Origin of the sequence: Mycobacterium sp. SVM_VP21 (assembly GCA_024758765.1) — a bacterium.
Classification (GTDB): Bacteria; Actinomycetota; Actinomycetes; order Mycobacteriales; family Mycobacteriaceae; genus Mycobacterium; species Mycobacterium heraklionense_C.
On sequence record CP101406.1, the window covers coordinates 1,697,850 to 1,717,059 of the forward strand.

The following is a 19,210-nucleotide window of genomic DNA, read 5'->3' on the forward strand; positions in this document are numbered from 1 at the left end:
CCTCCTATTCACTCGGCTGGCTGGGGGCTTGCATACGGTGCGAGCCCCCTACTGCGAGGTAATGAGACGGGCGATCTCGATGTAGAGCGGGATGCCGATCGTGACGTTGTAGGCGAACGTCAGACCCAGCGATGCTGCCAACGGCAAGCTGGGACTGGCTTCCGGGATCGCCAGTCGCTGGATCGCCGGCACCGCGATGTATGAGGCCGCGCCGCACAGCACGGCGAACAGAACATAGGTGCCCAACTGGAAGTGGACGCCGGTCAGCTGCGAGTAGGTGTGTGCAACAAACAGACCCAGCGTCGCGAACAGGTTGGGAGCCAGCAGACCGAAGAGGATGAAACCCCGGCCAGCGGACTTCAGGTCCTTCAGCTTGCGCGCCGCGGTCAGCCCCATCTCGAGCAGGAAGAGGCACAGCACGCCCTGGAACGCGGTGACGAAGACCGGGTCGTCGACGCCGGTGACCTTCGAGCCCTGCAGGCCACTGATGAAGCCGATCGCGATACCACCGAGCAGCAGGCAGATGCCCGGGTTGAGGAAGACCTCTCGCACCAGTTCCCGGCTGATCAGGCGCCCGTTCGAGGTAGCCTCGGTCTCCACGCGACGCTCGGGGCTCATCTCGATGGCCAGGCCGCCGGTGGGGTCACCGGCCTGCGCGGCGCCGATGGCTGCCGGGACCGAACTGGCCGGCACCGTGTAGCCCGGCTCGTGGGGCATATTGCCAGCGGCGTCCATACCCCGATGACGCAACCGGGCGACCAGGAACAGCGCAACCAAGCAGCCGGGGATTTCCATGATGGCCAGCATGACGGGCATGTAGGCGTCGAAGGCCATGCCGATGGTGGCCAACACGCCCATGCAGGTGGCGAAGGTTCCGGCCGAATCGGAGCCGTAGTAGCCGGCGACCGTTGCGCGATCGACTTCGCGCATCTTCGTTAGATACTTCAGCAACAGGTAGGCGATCGTGCCGATCACAAAGTTCAGCATGAAGCCGGTGAGCATGAATCCCAGGATTCCGCCGACCTGGGAGAGGTCGATGCCGGCGAGTTCCTCGCCACCGTGCCAGCCGATGGCCAGCAACAGGTACATCGTCAGGCCTTGATACACCGCGTTCGGGAATTCGAACGGCACCTTGGCCAATGCCAGAAGGAAGCCGAAGTAGAAGAACAACAGCAGTGGCTTGAACAGGTTGTGCGTGAAGTTCTGCCAGAACTCGAGAAGCATGTCTCTCTCTTTCAGGGGAAGGCGGGGGAGGGTTGGCGCCGCTGGTGGGCGTCAGCTGAGGGGGGTTGCGGCTTTCTTGGCGCCCTTGAGGTGTACGGCGTGGACGCCGGGCTTCCGGGACAGCTCGTCGAGCAGTTCGTCGAGTCCGGCCTGGTCGACGTTCCAGTGCTGGACCGCCTCGGGTTGGCTCTGCAGCTTGGCGATCACTGCGTCGAGCTTGACCGGAGTCTTGGCTTTGCCGCCCTGGATCCGGATCCGTCCGCTGCCTCCTACGGTGCGGGGGCGGGCGCTGCCCAGGGCTCCGCCGGCCATACTGCCCAGCGCTGCCTGGTTGAGCAGGCCGCCGGACATGCCCGCGGCGGGGGCGGCAGCCAGGCCTGCAGCGGGCATGCCGGTGGTCGCCAGTCGGATCGCCGGGCTGGCAGAGGCCCAGCTCGGCGGGACGGACAGGTTGCCCACCAGATTCGCCTCCGACATGGTGGCCGACACCGACGAGGTCAGACCCGCCATGCCTCCGACCCGAAGCCCGGCGCCGAGACCGCTGAGCGGCAGGCCCTCGAAGACCCGGCCTATCGGAGTTCCGAACTTGAGGAAGTTCTGGATCGGGAAGTTGATTAGCAGCGAGGTGTCGTTGAACTGCGTGGTCATACCGACCGGCGCCTTCAGCGCCGCGAACAGTGCGGAGAATGTCGCGCCCGCAGACGGGTTCCCGGTGAGTGAGCCCAGCGCATTGTTGATGAAAGTGTTGTAGTCCGTTGCCAAGTCGGCGAAGAACTGCAAGATCGAATTGCTGCCCGAGGTGGTCGCTGCGGATCCCGCGTTGGCTGCCGACGTCGCCTCGGCGGTCCCGGTCGTGGTCTGCGGCGGCTCACTGAACGCATTGACCTTGGTGGCCGCCGTGGCCGAGACTGCGTAGGTCTCCATCGCCGCGGCATCTTGCGCCCACATCTCCATGTACTGAGCTTCGTTGGCCGCGATGGCCGCCAGATTCTGCCCGAGGAAGTTCGTGGCGTACAGCATCTGGTTCTGGGCACGGTTAGCCGCCACGACCTCCGGCGGGACCGTTGCCGCGTGAGCCGTTTCATAGGCGGTGGCGGCGGCCTGCGCCTGCGCGGCCGCCTGGGCCGCAGTGGCCGCGGTGGTCGACATCCAGGCGGTAAAGGGCTGGGCGGCAGCTGTCATCGCAGCAGCGGAAGGGCCGGTCCACGTTTCACCGGTGAGCGACGCGAGTACGGCGTTGTATTCGGATGCTGCGGCGCTTAACTCGCTGGCGAGTCGTCCCCAGGACGTTGCGGCCGCGACCAACGATGCGGAGCCGGCACCGGCGTACATGTTGCCCGAATTGATCTCCGGCGGTAGCAAAGAGAAGTACATTTCGACACCCTTACCTGGTCGAGTGCGACTGAGTCAGCTGGGAGAGGCCACGTTTCGTCATCGCTGGGTCACTCATCCAGTGCCGGAATGACGATGATGGTGGCGGCCGCGGGATCGGCTTCACCGGGCGGAACGGGGCCGAAGGCATCGGATCCGCCGCTGTTGCGCAGCGACCGGGTCGCCGCACCGACGGATTGGGTTGCGGTGCCGCCTATGCCGCGGCCCAACAGGCTCGATAGTGCCATCTCACCGAACATGGCGTCCTGACCGGCGACTGCGGCCATCGGAGCGGCCTCCAGCGTCGCCGGCAAGGACGAAGCCATGCTGACCAGCTTGGTCGCGGGTGCCGCAACCGCCCATGATGCCGGCACCGAGAGCTTGCCGACCGACGCCGCGTTGCCCAGTACACCTGTGGCACTGCTCAGACTTGCCGCCGGTAGTGCTGTTTGCGCCAGGGGTGCGAGCGGCAGGAGCGCTCCGGTAATGGCTTTCGGGCCGGCCAGGAAAGCCTGCGCAGCCATCCCGTTCATGATCCACGAGTACATCTGTCCGAACGCCAGGAAGAGACCGCCGGGGATAGATGTCCAACCGAGCAAGGGGCTGTAGGCGCCCGTCAGCGTGCCCCAGATCGTGTTCCAGTTGGTCAGGTTGGTAGGCACAGTCGCCGCGGCGGGGTTCGACACGAGCGACTGCAATGCCTGGGGCATCGCATTGAGCAGCTGGGAAACTTGCTGCGAGATGTTGGAAGCGGCCGAGTTTCCGGTTGCCTCTGCTGATGCCGCCGCCTGATTGGCCGTGCCGGTCGGGTTGGTGGTCTCCGGGGGCTGGTTGAACGGGGTGAGCTGCGTTGCCGCTGCGGCCGATCCGGCGTAGCCGTACATCGCCCCGGCGTCTTGTGCCCACATCTCCGCGTAGTGAATTTCGGTGGCGGCGATCGCCGGTGTGTTCTGCCCGAGGAAGTTCGTCGCGATCAGGGTCGCCAGTTGCGTCCGGTTTGCCGCGACCACCGGTGGTGGCACGGTGGCCGCGAAGGCCGCCTCGTAGGCTGCCGCGGCGGCGCGGGCCTGGTTGGCGGAGAGCTCGGCTTGTGTGGCGGTCGTGCTCATCCAGGTCACGTACGGTTCGGCTGCGGCGGCCATCGAAGTGGACGACGGGCCGGACCATTCTCCGGTGAGGCTCGACACCGCCGACTCGTAGGACGAAGCAGCAGAACCTAATTCCGCCGCGAGTGCGTCCCAGGCCGAAGCGGCCGCCAGCAGGGGGCCGGAGCCCGCACCCGCGTACATCCGGCCGGAGTTGATCTCCGGTGGCAATGCAGCAAAATCCATCTCGGGTGACTCCTTACGTCACGCGTTTCTGACCATCGACGCTCGAAACTCGCCGTCGAAACCCAAACCCTAGACGGCCGTTGTCTATTCAAGGTTCCCGCGATGTAAACAGCGTGCGACTTTTTCAGTTGATAGTGGTACCAGTACACCTTCGAAAACTGTTGTGAGGCAGCTGTCATCGAGCTAGCTGCAGCGATTCCCCGCTTACATCAAGCTTTTTGACGGCCCTAATGCCGTTAATTCCAAACAAGAGAAATCGCAGCCGGTTCGAGTTATCCGGCTGCGTCAGCAGCCGGTTTGTCGAGTCCGGTCCACGACTCTATGTTCTGGCGGAATTTTCTTCACAAGCGTCTTCTCAGTCGAACTGATAGTACGCAGTGGTTACTGGAAACTGGCTGTCAACGAACTGGGTCTTCCCTGTCGCTGCGCTGGAGGCGGCCTGTCAGGCTTGAACGTTCTCGTACTGAGGCTGAGGTCAGCGGAAGCGGACGTTCATCGTAGCGAGGCCGAAGATCTTCCGGTTTTCGGACTTCGCGGCCACCAAGATGATACCGCTGCGCGTCGCGGCGTCCAGCGACTTGATCCGGCCGCTGAATTCGATGTCGGCGCCTTCTTTGGCGGACACGATCGCGGGCGCGGACAGTCGTACGGCGTAGCGGGTGACGGCGCCCGGGTCACCGGTCCAGGAGGAGGCGAAGCCCGCACCCAGCCCCATGGTGAGCATGCCGTGCGCAATCACATCGGGGAGACCGGCCAGCTTGGCGATCTCCTCGTCCCAGTGGATGGGGTTGGCGTCACCGGCCACGCCGGCATAGTTCACCAGGTCACCCCGGGACAGCCGGGTGTGATGTACCGGCAGTGCGTCGCCGACATTCACGTCGTCGAAGGACGGTGTCGCCGGGACGCGGGTCAGGCCACCCTCGGAGATCCGGATCTCGCCAGCGGGCCGCACCGTCTTTTCGTAGCGCGCGGCCGATTCGCCGACGTCAAGGATGTTGACGTCGTGCATCATCGCGCGCTGCACCGCTGTCTTGACCTCCGGGCCGATGTCCTCGGCGGTGACACCGACGACCGTGGTGTGCAGGGTGTGCACCACTTCCCCCGCTGTGTCGGTGAAGGTGTTGGTGACGGTGATCAGGTCGCGGCCGGCGATCCGGCGCACCGAGGTCAGCTCGACGTCGATGGTCAGTTCGTCGCCGTCGACGATCGGGCGGTGCTGCTCGAAGACCTCTTCGGTCTGCATGTAGGTGTCGTAGCCGACGACGACGGATTCGAACATGCGCCGGTTGCACGCCATGCCCGGGGTCGAGGTGAACGTCAACGGCGCGACCAGACCCGAGTAGCCCATCTCCGCAGCAGCGGCGACATCCCAGTGTGCGGGGTGATAGTCCTGCACCGCGCGCGCGTACTCGCGAACCTTCTCCCGGCCCACCAGGTAGGTGCCGTCCATCTGGTAGTAGTGGCCGACCCGCGATTCCAGCGCCGACGTCTCTGCTGTGGTCATGAGTTGACTCAACCGTTCTATCGGCGGGTTTGCGGACGCCGACTAATGCACCCTAATGGGAATCGATCGGCGTGTCCTTGACGGGGACCTAGCGGCGATCGCAAACCCGGCGCAGCCGGGCGCTGCGGGTCTCCGCCATCAACCCAGCGGGGATCGCGAGCGCGGCGAAGCCAGGCGCTGTACCGGCGTTCGGCAGGTGGTGGGTCGCCACCACCACGGTCCGGTCGGCTCCGAACAGGCCGGGCACGGCTAAGACGTCGCGCAGGAGGTCATCTGCGTCGGCGGCGTGCAGGTGCTCGGTGGGTTCGTCAAGCAGCACGATCCGGGCCGGCGAGAGCAGGGCCCGGGCCAGCAACAGGCGCCGCCGCTGACCCGCCGACACTGCCTCGGCGCCGCCGGCCAGCACGGTTGCCAGACCGTCGGGAAGACCGGCGAGCCAGGGTCCGAGTCCCACCCGGCCCAAGGTGGCGGATAGTTCGTCGTCGCGGCAATCTCCCCGAGCCACCAGCAGGTTGTCGCGGACAGTGGTAGCGAAGATATGCGCGTCCTCGGCAAAGAAGCTGATCGCCAATCGCAGGTCGGCTTCGGACAGCTCCTGCAGGGCGGTCCCGTCGAGGGAAACGTGACCGGTCAGCGGTGCCAGCAGACCGGCCAGGGTCATCAGCAGCGTGGTCTTGCCGGCCCCGCTGGTGCCGGTGATCGCCAGCCGTTCTCCGGGAGCCAGATCAAGCCGCACCTGGACGCGCTGTTCTTCGCGATATCCGGAACGCAGGTCGGCGTGCAGTGCCGGCGTCGGGGTCGAATCGGCCGGGAGCACCACCGGCGTGTCCGCAGCCACGGGGTCTGCCGGTGCCAGGTCGAGCAGGCGTCGCGCCGCGATTCGTGCACGGGTCAGCGCGACGGCGGCCCCGGGCAGTGCGGTGGTCGCCTCAAACGCGGACAGCGGCAACAACATGAGTACGGCCAGGGTGGTGGGCGCCACGGCCTCGGCGAGCCCGATCCCGGCCACCACCGCGCCCAGCACACTGACCCCAATCGCGGCGGTGGGCAGAGCAGCGGCGATCGCGGCCGGTTTGGCGGCCCCGTCCAGGGCTGAGGCCCACGCCCGCTGCCGGTGTTCAGACTCGCCGATGACGGCGGGCAGCAGCCCGGCGATCCGCAGCTCGGGGGCATGGTCGAGCGCTTCCATCGCCGCGACGTCACGTTCGGCGAGGTGGTCGCGCGCCGTGTGTTCCTGGGCTGCGGCGGCCCGTGCGGCCAGCCACGGTGCCACGGCACCGGCGACCAGCAGGCAGACGGCCAGGACCACCGCTGCCCCCGGCGAGATCGCGGCGATCACCGCGGTGGCAACCACGCCCAGCACCGCAGCGACCGAGATCGGCAGTAGGGCACGTACTAGGACGTCTGCAAGTTCGTCGACATCGGCGCCCACTCGCGCCACCAACTCACCACTGGGCAACCGCACCGCGGCCTGCACCGGTCCGTGGGCCAGTCGCCGGTAGAGCCCGCTGCGGGCGCTGCCCGCGGCCCGCAGCGCTGCGTCGTGACTTACCAGCCGCTCGCAGTAGTGCAGTGCGCCGCGGGAGATCGCAAACGTCCGCACCGCCACCACGGCGATCGACAGGTCCAGCACCGGCGGCATCTGCCAGGCCCGAGTGATCAGCCAGGCCGAGATCGCGGCCAACGCGAGCGCGCTGCACAGTGACAGCGTCCCGAGCAGGCCGGCCAACAGCAGCCGGGGCAGGCGCGGCCGCAGTAGCCCGAGGGCTTCGCACAGCGGATCAGGCCGGCGCATGATCTGCGACCCCCTCGCTGTGCACGGCCACAACCCGATCGCCGGTCGCCAGCACCGGAGCGCGGTGGCCCACCACCACTACCGTTGCGCCGGCGCGCGCGCGTCGCACCAGTTCGGCCAGGACCCGTCGTTCGGTGGCAGCGTCCAGGTGGGCCGTCGGTTCGTCGAGCAACAGCACCGGGGCCGTCGACCCCAGCGCTCGCGCCAGCCCCAGCCGTTGCCGCTGCCCCAACGACAAGCCGACACCACCGCGACCCAACACGGTGTGCAGCCCGTCGGGAAGTCCCGCGATCACGTCGTCGAATCCGGCTGCAGCGCAAGCTGCTTCGGCATCGGCAAGATCGCCGAACAAAGCCAGGTTGTCCGCCACCGTGCCCGGGATCAGTGCCGGACGCTGCGGCAGCCAGGACAATTGGGCCCACCACGCCGGCAGGTCCAGGTCGGCGATGTCGACACCGGCCACCGTGATGCGCCCAGAGCTGAGTTCGGTGAGGCCGGCGACGGCTGCCAGCGCGGTGCTCTTGCCGGCCCCGTTGGCTCCGGTCAGCACGGTGACTTGGCCGGGTTCGATCACCGCGGTCAGGCCGGCCGGCGCATCGCCGTCTCGGCCGGCCACGCTGAGCGCGTCGAGGAAAATCTGCGCGCCATGTGCGGTTACCGTGCGGCTACCCGGCGCCGGGCGAGGCGATTCGCCGATCAGCGCAAAGGCCATCTCGGCGGCGGCGCGCCCATCCTCGGCGGCGTGAAACTCCACCCCGATCCGGCGCAGGGGCCAATACACGTCGGGGACCAGCAGCAACACCGTCAGGCCGGCGGTCAGGCTCATCTCGCCGAACACCAGGCGCAGGCCGATGCTGACGGCCACCACCGCCACGCTCAGCGTGGCCAGCAGTTCGAGCACCAGTGCCGACAGGAACGCGATCCGCAGGGTGGCCATGGTCGACCGACGCTGCGCGTCGGACAGTTCGGCGATGCGCCGCTCCGGCCCGCCCGCCCGCCCGAGGGCGCGCAGGGTCGGGATGCCGGCGATCAGATCAAGCAGCCGTGCCTGCAATGTCGTCATGGCGGCCAACGCCGCGGCCGAGCGATCCGCCGTGGCCAGGCCGATCAACACCATGAACACCGGGATCAGCGGCAGCGTGATCATGACGAGCATCGCCGCGCGTCGGTCGTAGCAGGCGATCACCAGCACGGTGACCGGAGTCAGGATCGCCGCCAGCAACAGGGCGGGCAGGTAGGCCGTGAAGTAGGGGCGCAGGCCGTCCAATCCCCGGGTGACCACGGCTGCGGCGGCATCTCGTTCGGCTGCCAGGCGGCGGGGGGAGCGCCCGGCGACCGCGGTCAGCACTTGCCCGCTCAGGTCGGCGATCACCGCACTGGCACCGCGCTGGCCCAGGCGTGCCTGCATCCAGTGCGCCAGCGCACGCACCGCCCACAACAGCGCGAGGGTCGCCAGCACCGGTGACCAGTGCGCGACGCTTCGCGTCGCCGGCTCGGTGATCACGTGAGACACGACGTCGGCCAACATGATCGCGGACCCGATAGCGCAGGCCGAGATCACCACTCCACAGCCCACCATCGCCAGCAGGAAGCGGCGCAAAGCCGCCGATGCCTGCCAAAGCCGAGGGTCCAGCGGCGCCCGAGACGCCTGGGCGCTCAGGAGGGCTGCCTCGTCAACCCGATGGACGGCGGGATCTGGTCCGCTGAGATCCGTTGCCGGAACACCCAGTACGTCCAGCCCTGGTAGACCATTGCCAGCGGGGCGAAGATCACCGCAGCCCAGGTCATGATCTTCAAGGTGTACGGGGTCGACGAGGCGTTGTAGATCGTCAAGCTCCACTGCGGATCCAAAGTGGAGGGCAGCAGGGCCGGGTACAGGGCGCCGAACAACAAGATGACCACCGCTGCGACAACGATTGCGCTGCAGGCGAAAGCCCAGCCGTCGGATACCCGGCGCCACACCAGTGCCACCGCGGCCAACTGCGCCACCACCGCGACGCCCAGCACCAGCCACGTCCACCCGGTGCCATAGGCGAGTTGGGTCCATACCCCGAAGCCGCCGACCAACGCAGTCGCCGGCAGCGCCAGCCTCGTCGCGAAGCGGTGCGCGTCGTCACGGATCGCCCCGGCTGTTTTCAACGCGGTGAAGACCGCGCCGTAAAACAGGAACAGGCTGCCGGTGGCCAGACCCCCCAGCAGGGTGTAAGCGTTGATTACGTCGCCGAATGCCAGGCGGACGTGGTGGTCGGCGTCCACCGGCAGGCCACGGACCAGGGCCGCGAACGCCACGCCCCACAGAATCGCCGGCAGCCAGGAACCGGCGGCGATCCCGAGGTCCGCCCAGGCACGCCACTTAGGGTCATCGACCTTGCCGCGCCACTCGATTGCGACGGCCCGCACGATCATGCCGAACAGGATTGCCAGCAGCGGTAGGTACAGCGTCGAGAACACCGTGGCGTACCAGCCCGGGAATGCGGCGAACATCGCGCCGCCGGCGGTGATCAACCAGACCTCGTTGCCGTCCCAGACCGGACCGATGGTGTTCAGCGCGGCCCGGCGGTGTGCTTCCGCTGAGCCACGGGGCTTATGCGGTGGTCCCAGCTTCGCCTCTCCTTCGTCGAGGCTCGCTGAACCACGGGGCTTATGCGGTGGTCCCAGCTTCGTCTCTCCTTCGTCGAGGCTCGCTGAACCACCGGACCCGAGGCGGCCGAAGGGCGCCATCAGCATGCCCACCCCGAAGTCGAAGCCCTCCAAGACGAAGAACCCGAGAAACAGCACCGCGACCAGTACGAACCACACCTGCTGTAGGTCCATCGCGACGACCCCCTTCTACGTCAGTAGGCGAACGACAGTGGCGCCACGTCGTTCTCGGCTGGCAGTGCCGGCGGTGCGGGTTCGGCGTCGTGCTCCAGTGGTCCCTCGGCCACATAGCGTCTGATCAACCAGAACCAGATCACCGCGAGCACCGCATAAACCATGGTGAACATCACCAGCGAGGTGACCACCACACCCACACTGTTTCCCGAGACGCCTTGGGCCACCGTCAGCCGTACGTTCGGGTCCCCAGTCGGGTTGGGGACGACAACCCAAGGCTGACGGCCCATTTCAGTGAAGACCCAGCCGGCACTGTTGGCCAGAAACGGGGTGGGGATGGTCAGCAGCGCCAACCAGGAGAACCAGCGTTGCCGGGGGATCTGTCCGCGGCGTGTCAGCCACAACGCGACCACCGCGAACAGCACCGGCAACAGCAGGAGCCCGATCATCGCGCGGAACGACCAGTACGTGACGAACAGGTTCGGCCGGTAGTCGCCGGGGCCGAACTTCTGCTCGTGGTGCTGCTGGATGTCCCGGACCCCGTCGAGCCGAACGCCGTTGAATCGGCCCTCGGCCAGGAACGGCAGGACATAGGGCACTTCGATCACCCGGGTCAGGTGGTCGCAGTTGTTCTGCCGCCCGACGGTCAAAACCGAGAAACTGGGGTCGGTGGCGGTGTCGCACAACGATTCCGCCGATGCCATCTTCATCGGTTGCTGGACGAACATCAGCTTGCCCTGGACGTCGCCGGTGAAGAACAGCCCAACCGCGGCGACCAGCGCGACCCAACACCCGAGGATGGTCGCCGGCCGGTACATGGTTGCTGCGTCGCTGTCGGCGCTCTGCGGGGCGCCGCCGGCGCGGGACCGGACCATCCACCAGGCGCATACCGCGGCGACGAACGTCCCGGCCGTCAAGAATGCGCCGGCGACCGCGTGCGACAGCGCGGCCTGGGCGGTGTTATTGGTGAACAACGCCATGATGCTGTCCAACTCGGCGCGCTTGGTCTCCGGATTGAAGTGAGCGCCGACCGGGTGCTGCATGAACGAGTTGGCGGCGATGATGAAGAACGCCGACACGTTGGTGGCGATCGCGACCACCCAGATGCACGCCAGGTGCACCGCCCGCGGCAGTCGGCTCCAGCCGAAGATCCACAGCCCGATGAAGGTGGACTCGAAGAAGAAGGCGGCCAGACCTTCCATCGCCAGCGGTGCGCCGAACACGTCGCCGACGAAGCGTGAGTATTCGCTCCAGTTCATTCCGAACTGGAATTCCTGCACGATCCCGGTGGCAACTCCCAGGGCGAAGTTGATCAAGAACAGCTTGCCGAAGAACTTCGTCAGCCGATACCAGGCGATGTTGTCGGTGAGCACCCACACCGTCTGCATGACCGCGACCAACGGGGCCAAACCTATGGTCAGTGGCACAAATATGAAGTGATAGACGGTGGTGATCCCGAACTGCCACCGCGATACGTCGACAACATCCATGGGCGATCTCCCGAAGCCGCGGAGCCGATTCTACGACCGAGTGTAGTAGTTGTGGCCAGGCAGCACTAGGGGTTTATTTGAACTGCTGTTATCACGCGGTCGACGGGCTGAGGCAGGCTAGGTGAGAATGGCAGTGCGCAGGACTACTGTGCTCAGCTCGGGTTTCCCAAGCGGAACAGGTTGAACCGGTAGGAGTTCACGACCTTGGGCAGAATTCGCGCCAGCGCCGGCAGGCCGTAGCGATAGCGCCACGGCAGCGAAGCGGTCAGCTCAGGCTGCGGGGACGCCATGGTGAGGCTTTCCTGCAGCTCCATGCCCCAGGTGTTGAGTTCACGCGGGTCGTCGCAGACCCATTTCATCCGGGCAGTCACTGCGCGCATCGCACCATTGCGGTGCTGGTTCTCGATCATCGTGCGGCCCCCGGTGTCGACGATGAGTTGCGACCCCGGGAACCGGTGGGCCAGATTGCGAATGGCGCTGCGCGCTTGGTCTTCGGGGAAGTACAGCAGTACGGCCTCGGCGACGAAGAGGTAGGGGCCCGGGGCGCCGGCGACGGTGTCGAACCAATCGGTGTCTAGGACGGAGCCGGCCAGCATGGTGCGACGGTCGGTGTCGGCGAAGTAGCGACGGCGCAGCTTGATGGTGTCGGGCAGGTCCAGGTCGAACCAGCGCAGACCGCCGTTGTCGACCCGTTCGAAGCGGGTGTTGAGCCCCGTGCCGATCTCAGTGATGGTGCCGACGGGATGGTCGCGCAGAAACTGGCGGACCCAGACATCGAAGATCGCGGTGCGCAGAACTGAGCCTGGCAGCGAACCGCCACGAAATCGTGTGAAGTCGTAATCCAGATCGTTCACCAGCTCCGCGGCACGCGCGTCATGGAGTATCGGATGCCGCTTCGCGTTATCGCGTGCGCGTCCGTACAGCGGGATCAGCAGGGTTTCTTGTACCTCACCGAGGTCGGGTTGGACCTTGCCCATTACTCACCTCACAACGCTGCCCCGTAATTTCCCGCCAGACTAGCCACGTTTGCCCCCGCCCGGGGGTTCGCCCGAGGCGTCTCGCGCCGCTGCAGGCGCCGGGCTACGGCGCCAGTGACACACCGCGCTCGAAGATCCGCGTGAGTGTCGGCACGATGGTGTGGCGCGGCACGGTTCCTCGCGCGGCCTCGCTGCAGGCTTTGACCAACAGGCCAAACAGTGCCACCCGAATCCATTCCGCGCTGATGTCGGGATCGAAGACGCCTTCTTGTTGGCCACGAATGATGAGTTCGAGGATCGGCGCGGCGTTCGGCAGGTTCTCGGCGGGGATGTCCCGAAGTACGGCGGGGTCGGCGAACAGGAACACGATCCGATCGCCTTCGGGGGCGAGCGTGGTGATCACACGGCGCATCGCGTCGATTGCCGGACCCTCAGCAGTCGCCGCGGCCGCGAGAATGTCGCTGATGACGCGGATCGAATCGAGGGTGGTCTCGTAGATCAGCCGATCCCGGTCGCTGAAGTAACGGTGCAGGGTCGAGCGGGCGACCTGAGCCGCCGCAGCGATCTCCGGCAGCGTGGCGGTGCGGTCGCGGGCCAGTACCGATGCCGTCGCGTCCAGGATGGCCGCCCGGGTGCGCGATTGCACACCGGTGAGTTCCTGGGACGGCTCGTTCACGATTCCCATGATAACCACAGCGTAGTCCCGTAATGAGATGTTGACGTCTCATTACAGGACGTTTAGCATCCCTAATCAGCTGTCCAGGCCACGGGGCTTGGCTGTTGAGGGCGACTGATTGGGGGCTGGCGTCGGCGATGAACTGGAATGTGTTCGGCACGAACTGGCACCTATTCGGCGATCTCGCGGCGGTCGTCTTTGTCGCGCTGTTGGCCTTCGCCACCGGCTTGTTCCTCTACATCCGGCAACTGCGAAGTCGGCCGCCGCTGCCGATCAGTGAAGGAATCGGCGTTCGTAGGGCGGTGCTGACCAAACTCCGCAAGCGTCAGCCCATGTCGCGCGAAGAGCTGGAGTTCGCCACGCGAGCCGTCACCGACCTGCGTACACCGCTGGCCTTCTGTATCCCCGCTGCCACGTTCTCGCTGGGCTGTCTCTACGTGTTGGGCAGTCTGGAACAACTCCACGGCGCCACCCCTTCGGAGCGAACGTTCATCGGGGTGATCCCGATGCTTGGGTCGTTGAACATGACAGCCCAGATCGTGCGGATCAGGAAGCTCAAGAAGCTACTCCCGGCGGCGTCGAAAATGGAGGTCGAGTGAGCCCGCAGCCGCCAGGCAGATCGATGCTGGCGCGCGCTTGGATGCCGCTGGTCGCCATTATCGCGCTGAGCCTGGGCGGGCTGTCGATGTGGAAGGTTCACCAGATGTCTGCTCCGGGGCCGGTTCTGACCGTCAATCCACCCCAGGCTCCCGAACAGTTCAACCCGAAGAAGCTCACCTATGAGGTGTTCGGCTCCGCCGGCGACGGCGCCTTGCTCTCCTACCTCGATATCAACGGGCATCCCCACACCGTCGAATTGGACGCCCTGCCATGGACGCACGATGAGACGACGATGCTGACCGTGGTGTCGGGCAGCATCTCGGTGCAGGTGCGTGGCGACTTCGTCGGCTGCCGGATCCTGGTCGACGACGTGATCCGCGACGAGCACACCAACACCCATGCGAATGCTGACATCACCTGCCGGGTGAAGTCCGCATGAGCGAGCATCGGGACAAGCGGCCCTTCGTCGCGCGGATTGTCCGCCTGCTGGCGATACCGATCATCGTCTGCTGGGGCCTGCTGGCCATGACCACGAACACCTTTGTGCCCCAGGTGGAGAAAGTCGCCGAGGAACTCGCCGGCCCGATGGTGCCGACCTATGCGCCCTCGCAGGCCGCGATGCTCGCGATCGGCGAGAAGTTCGAAGAGTCCACCTCGACCAGCATGACCATGCTGGTGCTGGAGGCTGACCGCCCGCTGGCCGCCCAGGACCACCGCTACTACGACGAGCTGGTGCGCACGCTGCGCGCCGACACCGAACACGTCCAGTACGTCATGGACACCTGGGGCAAACCGATCACCGCCGCCGGTGCCCAGAGCCTCGACGGCAAGGCCGCCTACGTACTGCTGCGTCTTGCCGGCGACATCGGCCAGATGCAGGCCAACGAGTCCGTCGCCGCTGTGCGGCACACCGTCGCGACCTCCGATCCGCCGCCCGGGCTCAAGGTCTATGTCAGCGGCGCAGCACCTCTGGCTGCCGACACGGTGGCGACGGCGAATTCGAGCCTGAACAACATCACGATCGCCACGATATTCCTGATCATCGTCATGTTGCTGCTGGTCTACCGATCCTTCATCACCATGCTGGTGCCGCTGTTCGGGGTGCTGATCCTGATGCTGGCCGCCAAGGGAGTGATCGCGACCCTCGGGCACTTCGGCTACATCCAGCTGTCGTCGTTCGCGGTGAACATGGTCGTCTCATTGACGCTGGGTGCGGGGACGGATTACGGCATCTTCTTGATGGGGCGCTATCACGAGGCGCGCCTCAACAGCGAAAGCCGGGAAGACGCTTATTACACCGCCTACCGGGGTGTTTCACACGTGATCGTCGGGTCCGGCTTGACGATCGCCGGTGCGGCGTTCTGCTTGAGCTTCGCGCGGCTGAACTACTTCAACACCATGGGGCCGGCGGTGGCCATCAGCATGGTGCTGACCATCGTGGGCGCCTTGACGCTCGGCCCGGCCATCTTGTGCGTCGGAAGCCTTTTCGGGCTGTTCGATCCGAAACGAACCGTCAAGGCGCGGTTGTACCGCCGGATTGCGACCAGCGTGGTGCGCTGGCCCAAGCCGATCCTGACCGCCAGTGCCGCGCTGGTGACGGCCGGGGCAGTGTTCGTGCCGACCTACCAGGTCAGCTTCGACGACCGCACCTACCAGCCGCGCAACTCCGCCGCCAACCTGGGATTCGCCGCCGCCGACCGGCATTTCGCCAAGAGCAAGCTGTTCTCCGAGATGCTGATGGTCGAGTCGGATCACGACATGCGCAATTCGGCGGACTTCATCTCACTGGACCGCGTGGCCAAGGCCCTGATCCGTCTGCCCGGCGTCGCGATGGTGCAGAGCATCACCAGACCGATGGGACGGGCGCTCGAGCACGCCTCGCTGCCGTACCTGTTCACCGTGCAGGGCAGCGCCAACGGCCAGCAGCTTCCGTTCACCCGGGAACAGAACGCCAACACCGAGAAGCAAGCACAGATCATGGGGCACACCGTTGAGGTATTGCAGACCACGATCGCGTTGACCCAGAAGCTGTCCGACGAAATGCATTCCACGGTGCTGACCATGGAGGAGATGCAGTCGCTCACCGAACAGATGGATGAGGAGCTGTCCAATCTGGACGACTTCATGCGGCCGATCCGCAGCTACTTCTATTGGGAGCCGCACTGTTACGACATTCCGGTCTGCTGGGCGTTCCGGTCACTGTGGGACATGATGGACAGCGTCGACAAGCTGGCCGAGAACATCAAGGACGCGGTGACCTCGCTGGAGGTCGTCGACTCGCTGTTGCCGCAGATGGTCGCGCAATTGAACATCATGGCCGACGATCAGATCGCCCTGCGGTCGCTGATTGTGAACACCTACGGTCCCACCAGCATTCAGGCCGAGAACACCGACCAGACCTTCGACGACATGATCAATGTCGGTAACGACTTCGACGCGTCTCGCAGCGATGACTTCTTTTACATACCCCGGCCGGCCTTCGACAACGAGGACATCAAGACCGGCATGCAGCTAATGATGTCCCCCGACGGCAAGGCCGCTCGATTCATCGTCACCCATGAGGGCAACGCCATGGGTCCCGAAGGCATCGAACATGTCGAGAAGTTTCCCGACGCCATCAAGATCGCGTTGAAGGAGACCTCACTGGCCGGCGCCAAGATATACATCGGCGGCTCGGGCTCGAACAACAAGGATATTCAGCAGTATTCGCGATCGGATCTGCTGATCGCCGCGATCGCGGCCTTTGTGCTGATCTTCTTGATCATGTTGGTCATCACTCGAAGCCTGGTGGCAGCGCTGGTGATTCCCGGCACTGTCGCGTTCTCCTACGCAGGTGCGTTCGGGCTGTCGGTATTGATCTGGCAGCACCTGATCGGGCTGCACCTGCACTGGCTGATCCTGCCGCTGACGTTCATCATCTTGGTGGCGGTCGGATCGGACTACAACCTGCTGTTGATCGCGCGCCTCAAGGAGGAGCTTCCGGCCGGGTTGAACACCGGTCTGATCCGGGCGTTGGGCAGCACCGGCGGGGTGGTGACCTCGGCGGGGCTGGTGTTCGCGTTCACCATGCTGGCCATGCTCGCCAGCGATCTGCGCACCATCGGCCAGGTCGGTTCCACGGTCTGTATCGGCCTGTTGCTCGACACCCTGATCGTGCGGTCGTTCATCGTGCCGTCGCTGGTGCGGATCTACGGGCCGTGGTTCTGGTGGCCGACGATTGTGCGGCAGCGACCGCTGCGGCAGCGAGCGCGTCCATTGACGGGTTCGTGACGGTTACTGGGGATTCCATGAGTGCCAAGGGGAGACCGGGTCAGGTCATCCGCCGAGGCGGGCCAACCAAGTCCGGCACTGACCTGGATTTCGGTCGGCTCGACAACGCGATGGCGGCCAGCGGCTCGCCTGCCAGACGCCTGCCGGGGGCCTGTAAACCTCATAGCAGCTGAAGATTTTCCCTTGAAAATTCGTTACTGATGAGTAACTTCAGGTGACGTTACTCATCAGTAACCAGTACCTCGGGTACACCCCTCATAGATCACCGGACACTATTCGCTAGGAGCACTACCAATGGATCGTCGCTTGATTCTGGCTGGTTTGGCCGCCGCTGGCGGGCTGTGCACCACGCCGCTTCTCTTGGCAGCGGTCGCCGCCGCCGATACCGGCACGGACCCCAGTGCCACCGGTGCGGACGCCTTCACCATCGGCAGCTACACCTTCGATCCGTTCACCGTCCCCGACACAGACGGCTTTCCGAGCGCAGTAGACAACCTCCCGCCGAGCGGGACCGAGACCGAGGGCTTCAGCCTTGTCAGCCCGTTGAGCAGCGGCCCCCCGCTGTTGAGCCTCGGCGGCGGATCCACCGGACCCGTCAGCACTGCCGCCCAGTACCTCGAGGTGTACAGCCCCAGCGGCACCGATCTCGGCAGCATCGACGCGGGTGAGACCGTGACGAACCTGGCGGGCTTCACCAACACGCAGTTCACTGTCAACGACGCCTTCCCACCCAGCGGTGGCACTGCCGCGGACCTTCCGGCCGTGGGATCGGTCTATGACTCCTTCAACCTCGGCAACGGGTACTACAACGTCTACTCCGCGGTCCCGGGCGCCAGCGGTGGAGCTGACACCGTCACCGACACGCTGGTCACGCCCTACGGCAACGTCAACCTCGACTCGTTGTTCGGCGGTATCGACGCCGCCGCGCCGCTGCAGCCGGGCGACGCCTTCACCGGGCTGGCGGACAGCGCCGTCGCCAAAGACGCCTTCACCATCGGCGGCTACACCCTGGACCCGACAATGGCGGCCGGCGGCGAGGGCTTTGACCCGATCGCCTCGAACGCCGGCGCGGCGCCGCTGCTGGACATCGGCGGCCTCACACTCGGCCAGAATCCCGCTGTTCCGGGTGACAGTCTGGACGCCCAAAGCTTCACCGTCTACGACGGAACCGGGTCGGGCGCCACTGACGTCGGGACCATCAGCACCGGCGAGGAGGTGGTCAGCTTGTTCGGCCTCACCAACACGGAGCTCTTCGTCACCGGTTCCACCGCCGCCAGCGGGGACACCGCTGCGCAAGCCGCGGACCTGCCGGCCACCGGAACGGTGCTGGACTCGCTCAACCTGGGCAACGGGTTCGAGAACGTCTACACCGCCACCCCGGGATCCAGCGGCACCGTCACCGACACCCTCGTGACGCCCTACGGCAACGTCAACCTCGACTCCCTGTTCGGCAGTAACAATGTCGCCAACCCGATCGACCCGAGTGCCGCCTTCACCGGGCTGGAGACAGCCGGCATCACCGGCGCCCCCGACGCCTTCACCATCGGCGGCACCACCTTCGACCCCACCCTGGCGGCCGGCGGCGAGGGCTTCGACCCGGTCTACCAGGTGGTCGGTGCGCCACCGCTGTTGAACCTCGGCGGTGGCGTGCTTCAACTTCCGGGCTTCCCGGTCCCGCTGGCATCGCAGGCGTTCAACGTCTACGACGGCACCGGAACCAGCGCCACCGAGGTCGGCAACATCGGCACCACCGAGTCGGTGACCAACCTGTTGGGCCTGACCAACACGGAGTTCACCGTGACGACTGCCACCGCGGCCAGTGGCGCAGATGGCACCGATCTGCCGACAGTGGGGACGGTCTATGACGTGTTCAACCTGGGCAACGGAATCGAGAACATCTACACCGCGATCCCGGGCATCAACGGTGCCGCCGACACCGTCACCGACACGCTGGTGACGCCGTCTGGCGACATCAACCTGGACTCGCTGTTCGGCGGTATCGACGCCGCCGCGCCGCTGGACCCGGGTGCCGCCTTCACCGGGCTGGACGCGGCGTCGGCGATGGCCACCTCGGTAGATCCACTGGGCTTCCTCGGGTTCTGAGGAACAACCGGCTGAACTGACCGACGAACCAGACATCCCAGACCGCTTGCGGTCT

Annotated in this window: 14 protein-coding genes; 4 read left to right on the forward strand and 10 right to left on the reverse strand. The window is 65.8% G+C overall.

What is annotated here, in order from left to right; all coding sequences use genetic code 11:
- Window positions 1–48: 48 nt before the first annotated feature.
- From NM962_08125 to NM962_08170, 10 genes are all read right to left on the reverse strand, one after another.
- Window positions 49–1,224 (reverse strand): sodium-dependent bicarbonate transport family permease, encoded by a 1,176-nt coding sequence (locus tag NM962_08125; GenBank protein ID UVO14008.1) that lies wholly within the window; start codon window positions 1,222–1,224, stop codon window positions 49–51.
- Between the two features lie 51 nt (window positions 1,225–1,275).
- Window positions 1,276–2,598 (reverse strand): PPE family protein, encoded by a 1,323-nt coding sequence (locus NM962_08130; GenBank protein UVO14009.1) that lies wholly within the window; start codon window positions 2,596–2,598, stop codon window positions 1,276–1,278.
- Window positions 2,599–2,666: 68 nt separating this feature from the next.
- A complete protein-coding gene (locus tag NM962_08135; protein UVO14010.1) occupies window positions 2,667–3,926 on the reverse strand; it encodes a PPE family protein in 1,260 nt (419 codons plus the stop codon).
- Window positions 3,927–4,401: 475 nt separating this feature from the next.
- Window positions 4,402–5,430 carry a fused (3R)-hydroxyacyl-ACP dehydratase subunits HadA/HadB gene (locus tag NM962_08140; GenBank protein ID UVO14011.1) on the reverse strand — a complete coding sequence of 343 codons (1,029 nt, stop codon included), beginning with the start codon at window positions 5,428–5,430 and terminating at the stop codon, window positions 4,402–4,404.
- Window positions 5,431–5,518: 88 nt separating this feature from the next.
- Entirely contained in the window at window positions 5,519–7,225 is a 1,707-nt protein-coding gene (cydC, locus tag NM962_08145; protein UVO14012.1) for a thiol reductant ABC exporter subunit CydC, read from the reverse strand.
- Window positions 7,212–8,801, reverse strand: a complete 1,590-nt coding sequence (cydD, locus tag NM962_08150) for a thiol reductant ABC exporter subunit CydD (GenBank protein ID UVO14613.1) — start codon at window positions 8,799–8,801, stop codon at window positions 7,212–7,214. The genes cydC and cydD overlap by 14 nt, the downstream gene beginning before the upstream one ends.
- Window positions 8,802–8,881: 80 nt before the next feature.
- The gene (cydB, locus tag NM962_08155) at window positions 8,882–10,039 is read right to left on the reverse strand and encodes a cytochrome d ubiquinol oxidase subunit II (GenBank protein UVO14013.1); all 1,158 of its coding nucleotides are present in this window, start codon (window positions 10,037–10,039) and stop codon (window positions 8,882–8,884) included.
- A gap of 20 nt (window positions 10,040–10,059) precedes the next feature.
- On the reverse strand, window positions 10,060–11,529 hold the full coding sequence (locus NM962_08160) for a cytochrome ubiquinol oxidase subunit I (protein UVO14014.1): 1,470 nt from the start codon (window positions 11,527–11,529) through the stop codon (window positions 10,060–10,062).
- 152 nt (window positions 11,530–11,681) lie between these two features.
- The gene (locus NM962_08165; protein UVO14015.1) at window positions 11,682–12,506 is read right to left on the reverse strand and encodes a class I SAM-dependent methyltransferase; all 825 of its coding nucleotides are present in this window, start codon (window positions 12,504–12,506) and stop codon (window positions 11,682–11,684) included.
- A 103-nt stretch (window positions 12,507–12,609) separates the two neighbouring features.
- Window positions 12,610–13,191, reverse strand: a complete 582-nt coding sequence (locus tag NM962_08170; GenBank protein UVO14016.1) for a TetR/AcrR family transcriptional regulator — start codon at window positions 13,189–13,191, stop codon at window positions 12,610–12,612.
- A gap of 128 nt (window positions 13,192–13,319) precedes the next feature.
- Between NM962_08170 and NM962_08175 the strand changes: the two genes are divergently transcribed.
- The 4 genes from NM962_08175 to NM962_08190 all read left to right on the forward strand — a co-directional run bounded on the left by NM962_08175 (window position 13,320) and on the right by NM962_08190 (window position 19,155).
- Complete coding sequence (locus NM962_08175) at window positions 13,320–13,781, forward strand: hypothetical protein (GenBank protein ID UVO14614.1); 462 nt, start codon at window positions 13,320–13,322, stop codon at window positions 13,779–13,781.
- Window positions 13,778–14,221, forward strand: coding sequence for an MmpS family protein (locus NM962_08180; GenBank protein UVO14017.1), 444 nt, complete (start codon window positions 13,778–13,780; stop codon window positions 14,219–14,221). Before NM962_08175 ends, NM962_08180 begins: the two co-directional genes overlap by 4 nt.
- A complete protein-coding gene (locus NM962_08185) occupies window positions 14,218–17,052 on the forward strand; it encodes an RND family transporter (protein ID UVO14018.1) in 2,835 nt (944 codons plus the stop codon). The genes NM962_08180 and NM962_08185 overlap by 4 nt, the downstream gene beginning before the upstream one ends.
- 294 nt (window positions 17,053–17,346) lie before the next feature.
- Entirely contained in the window at window positions 17,347–19,155 is a 1,809-nt protein-coding gene (locus NM962_08190; GenBank protein UVO14019.1) for a hypothetical protein, read from the forward strand.
- Window positions 19,156–19,210: the final 55 nt, after the last annotated feature.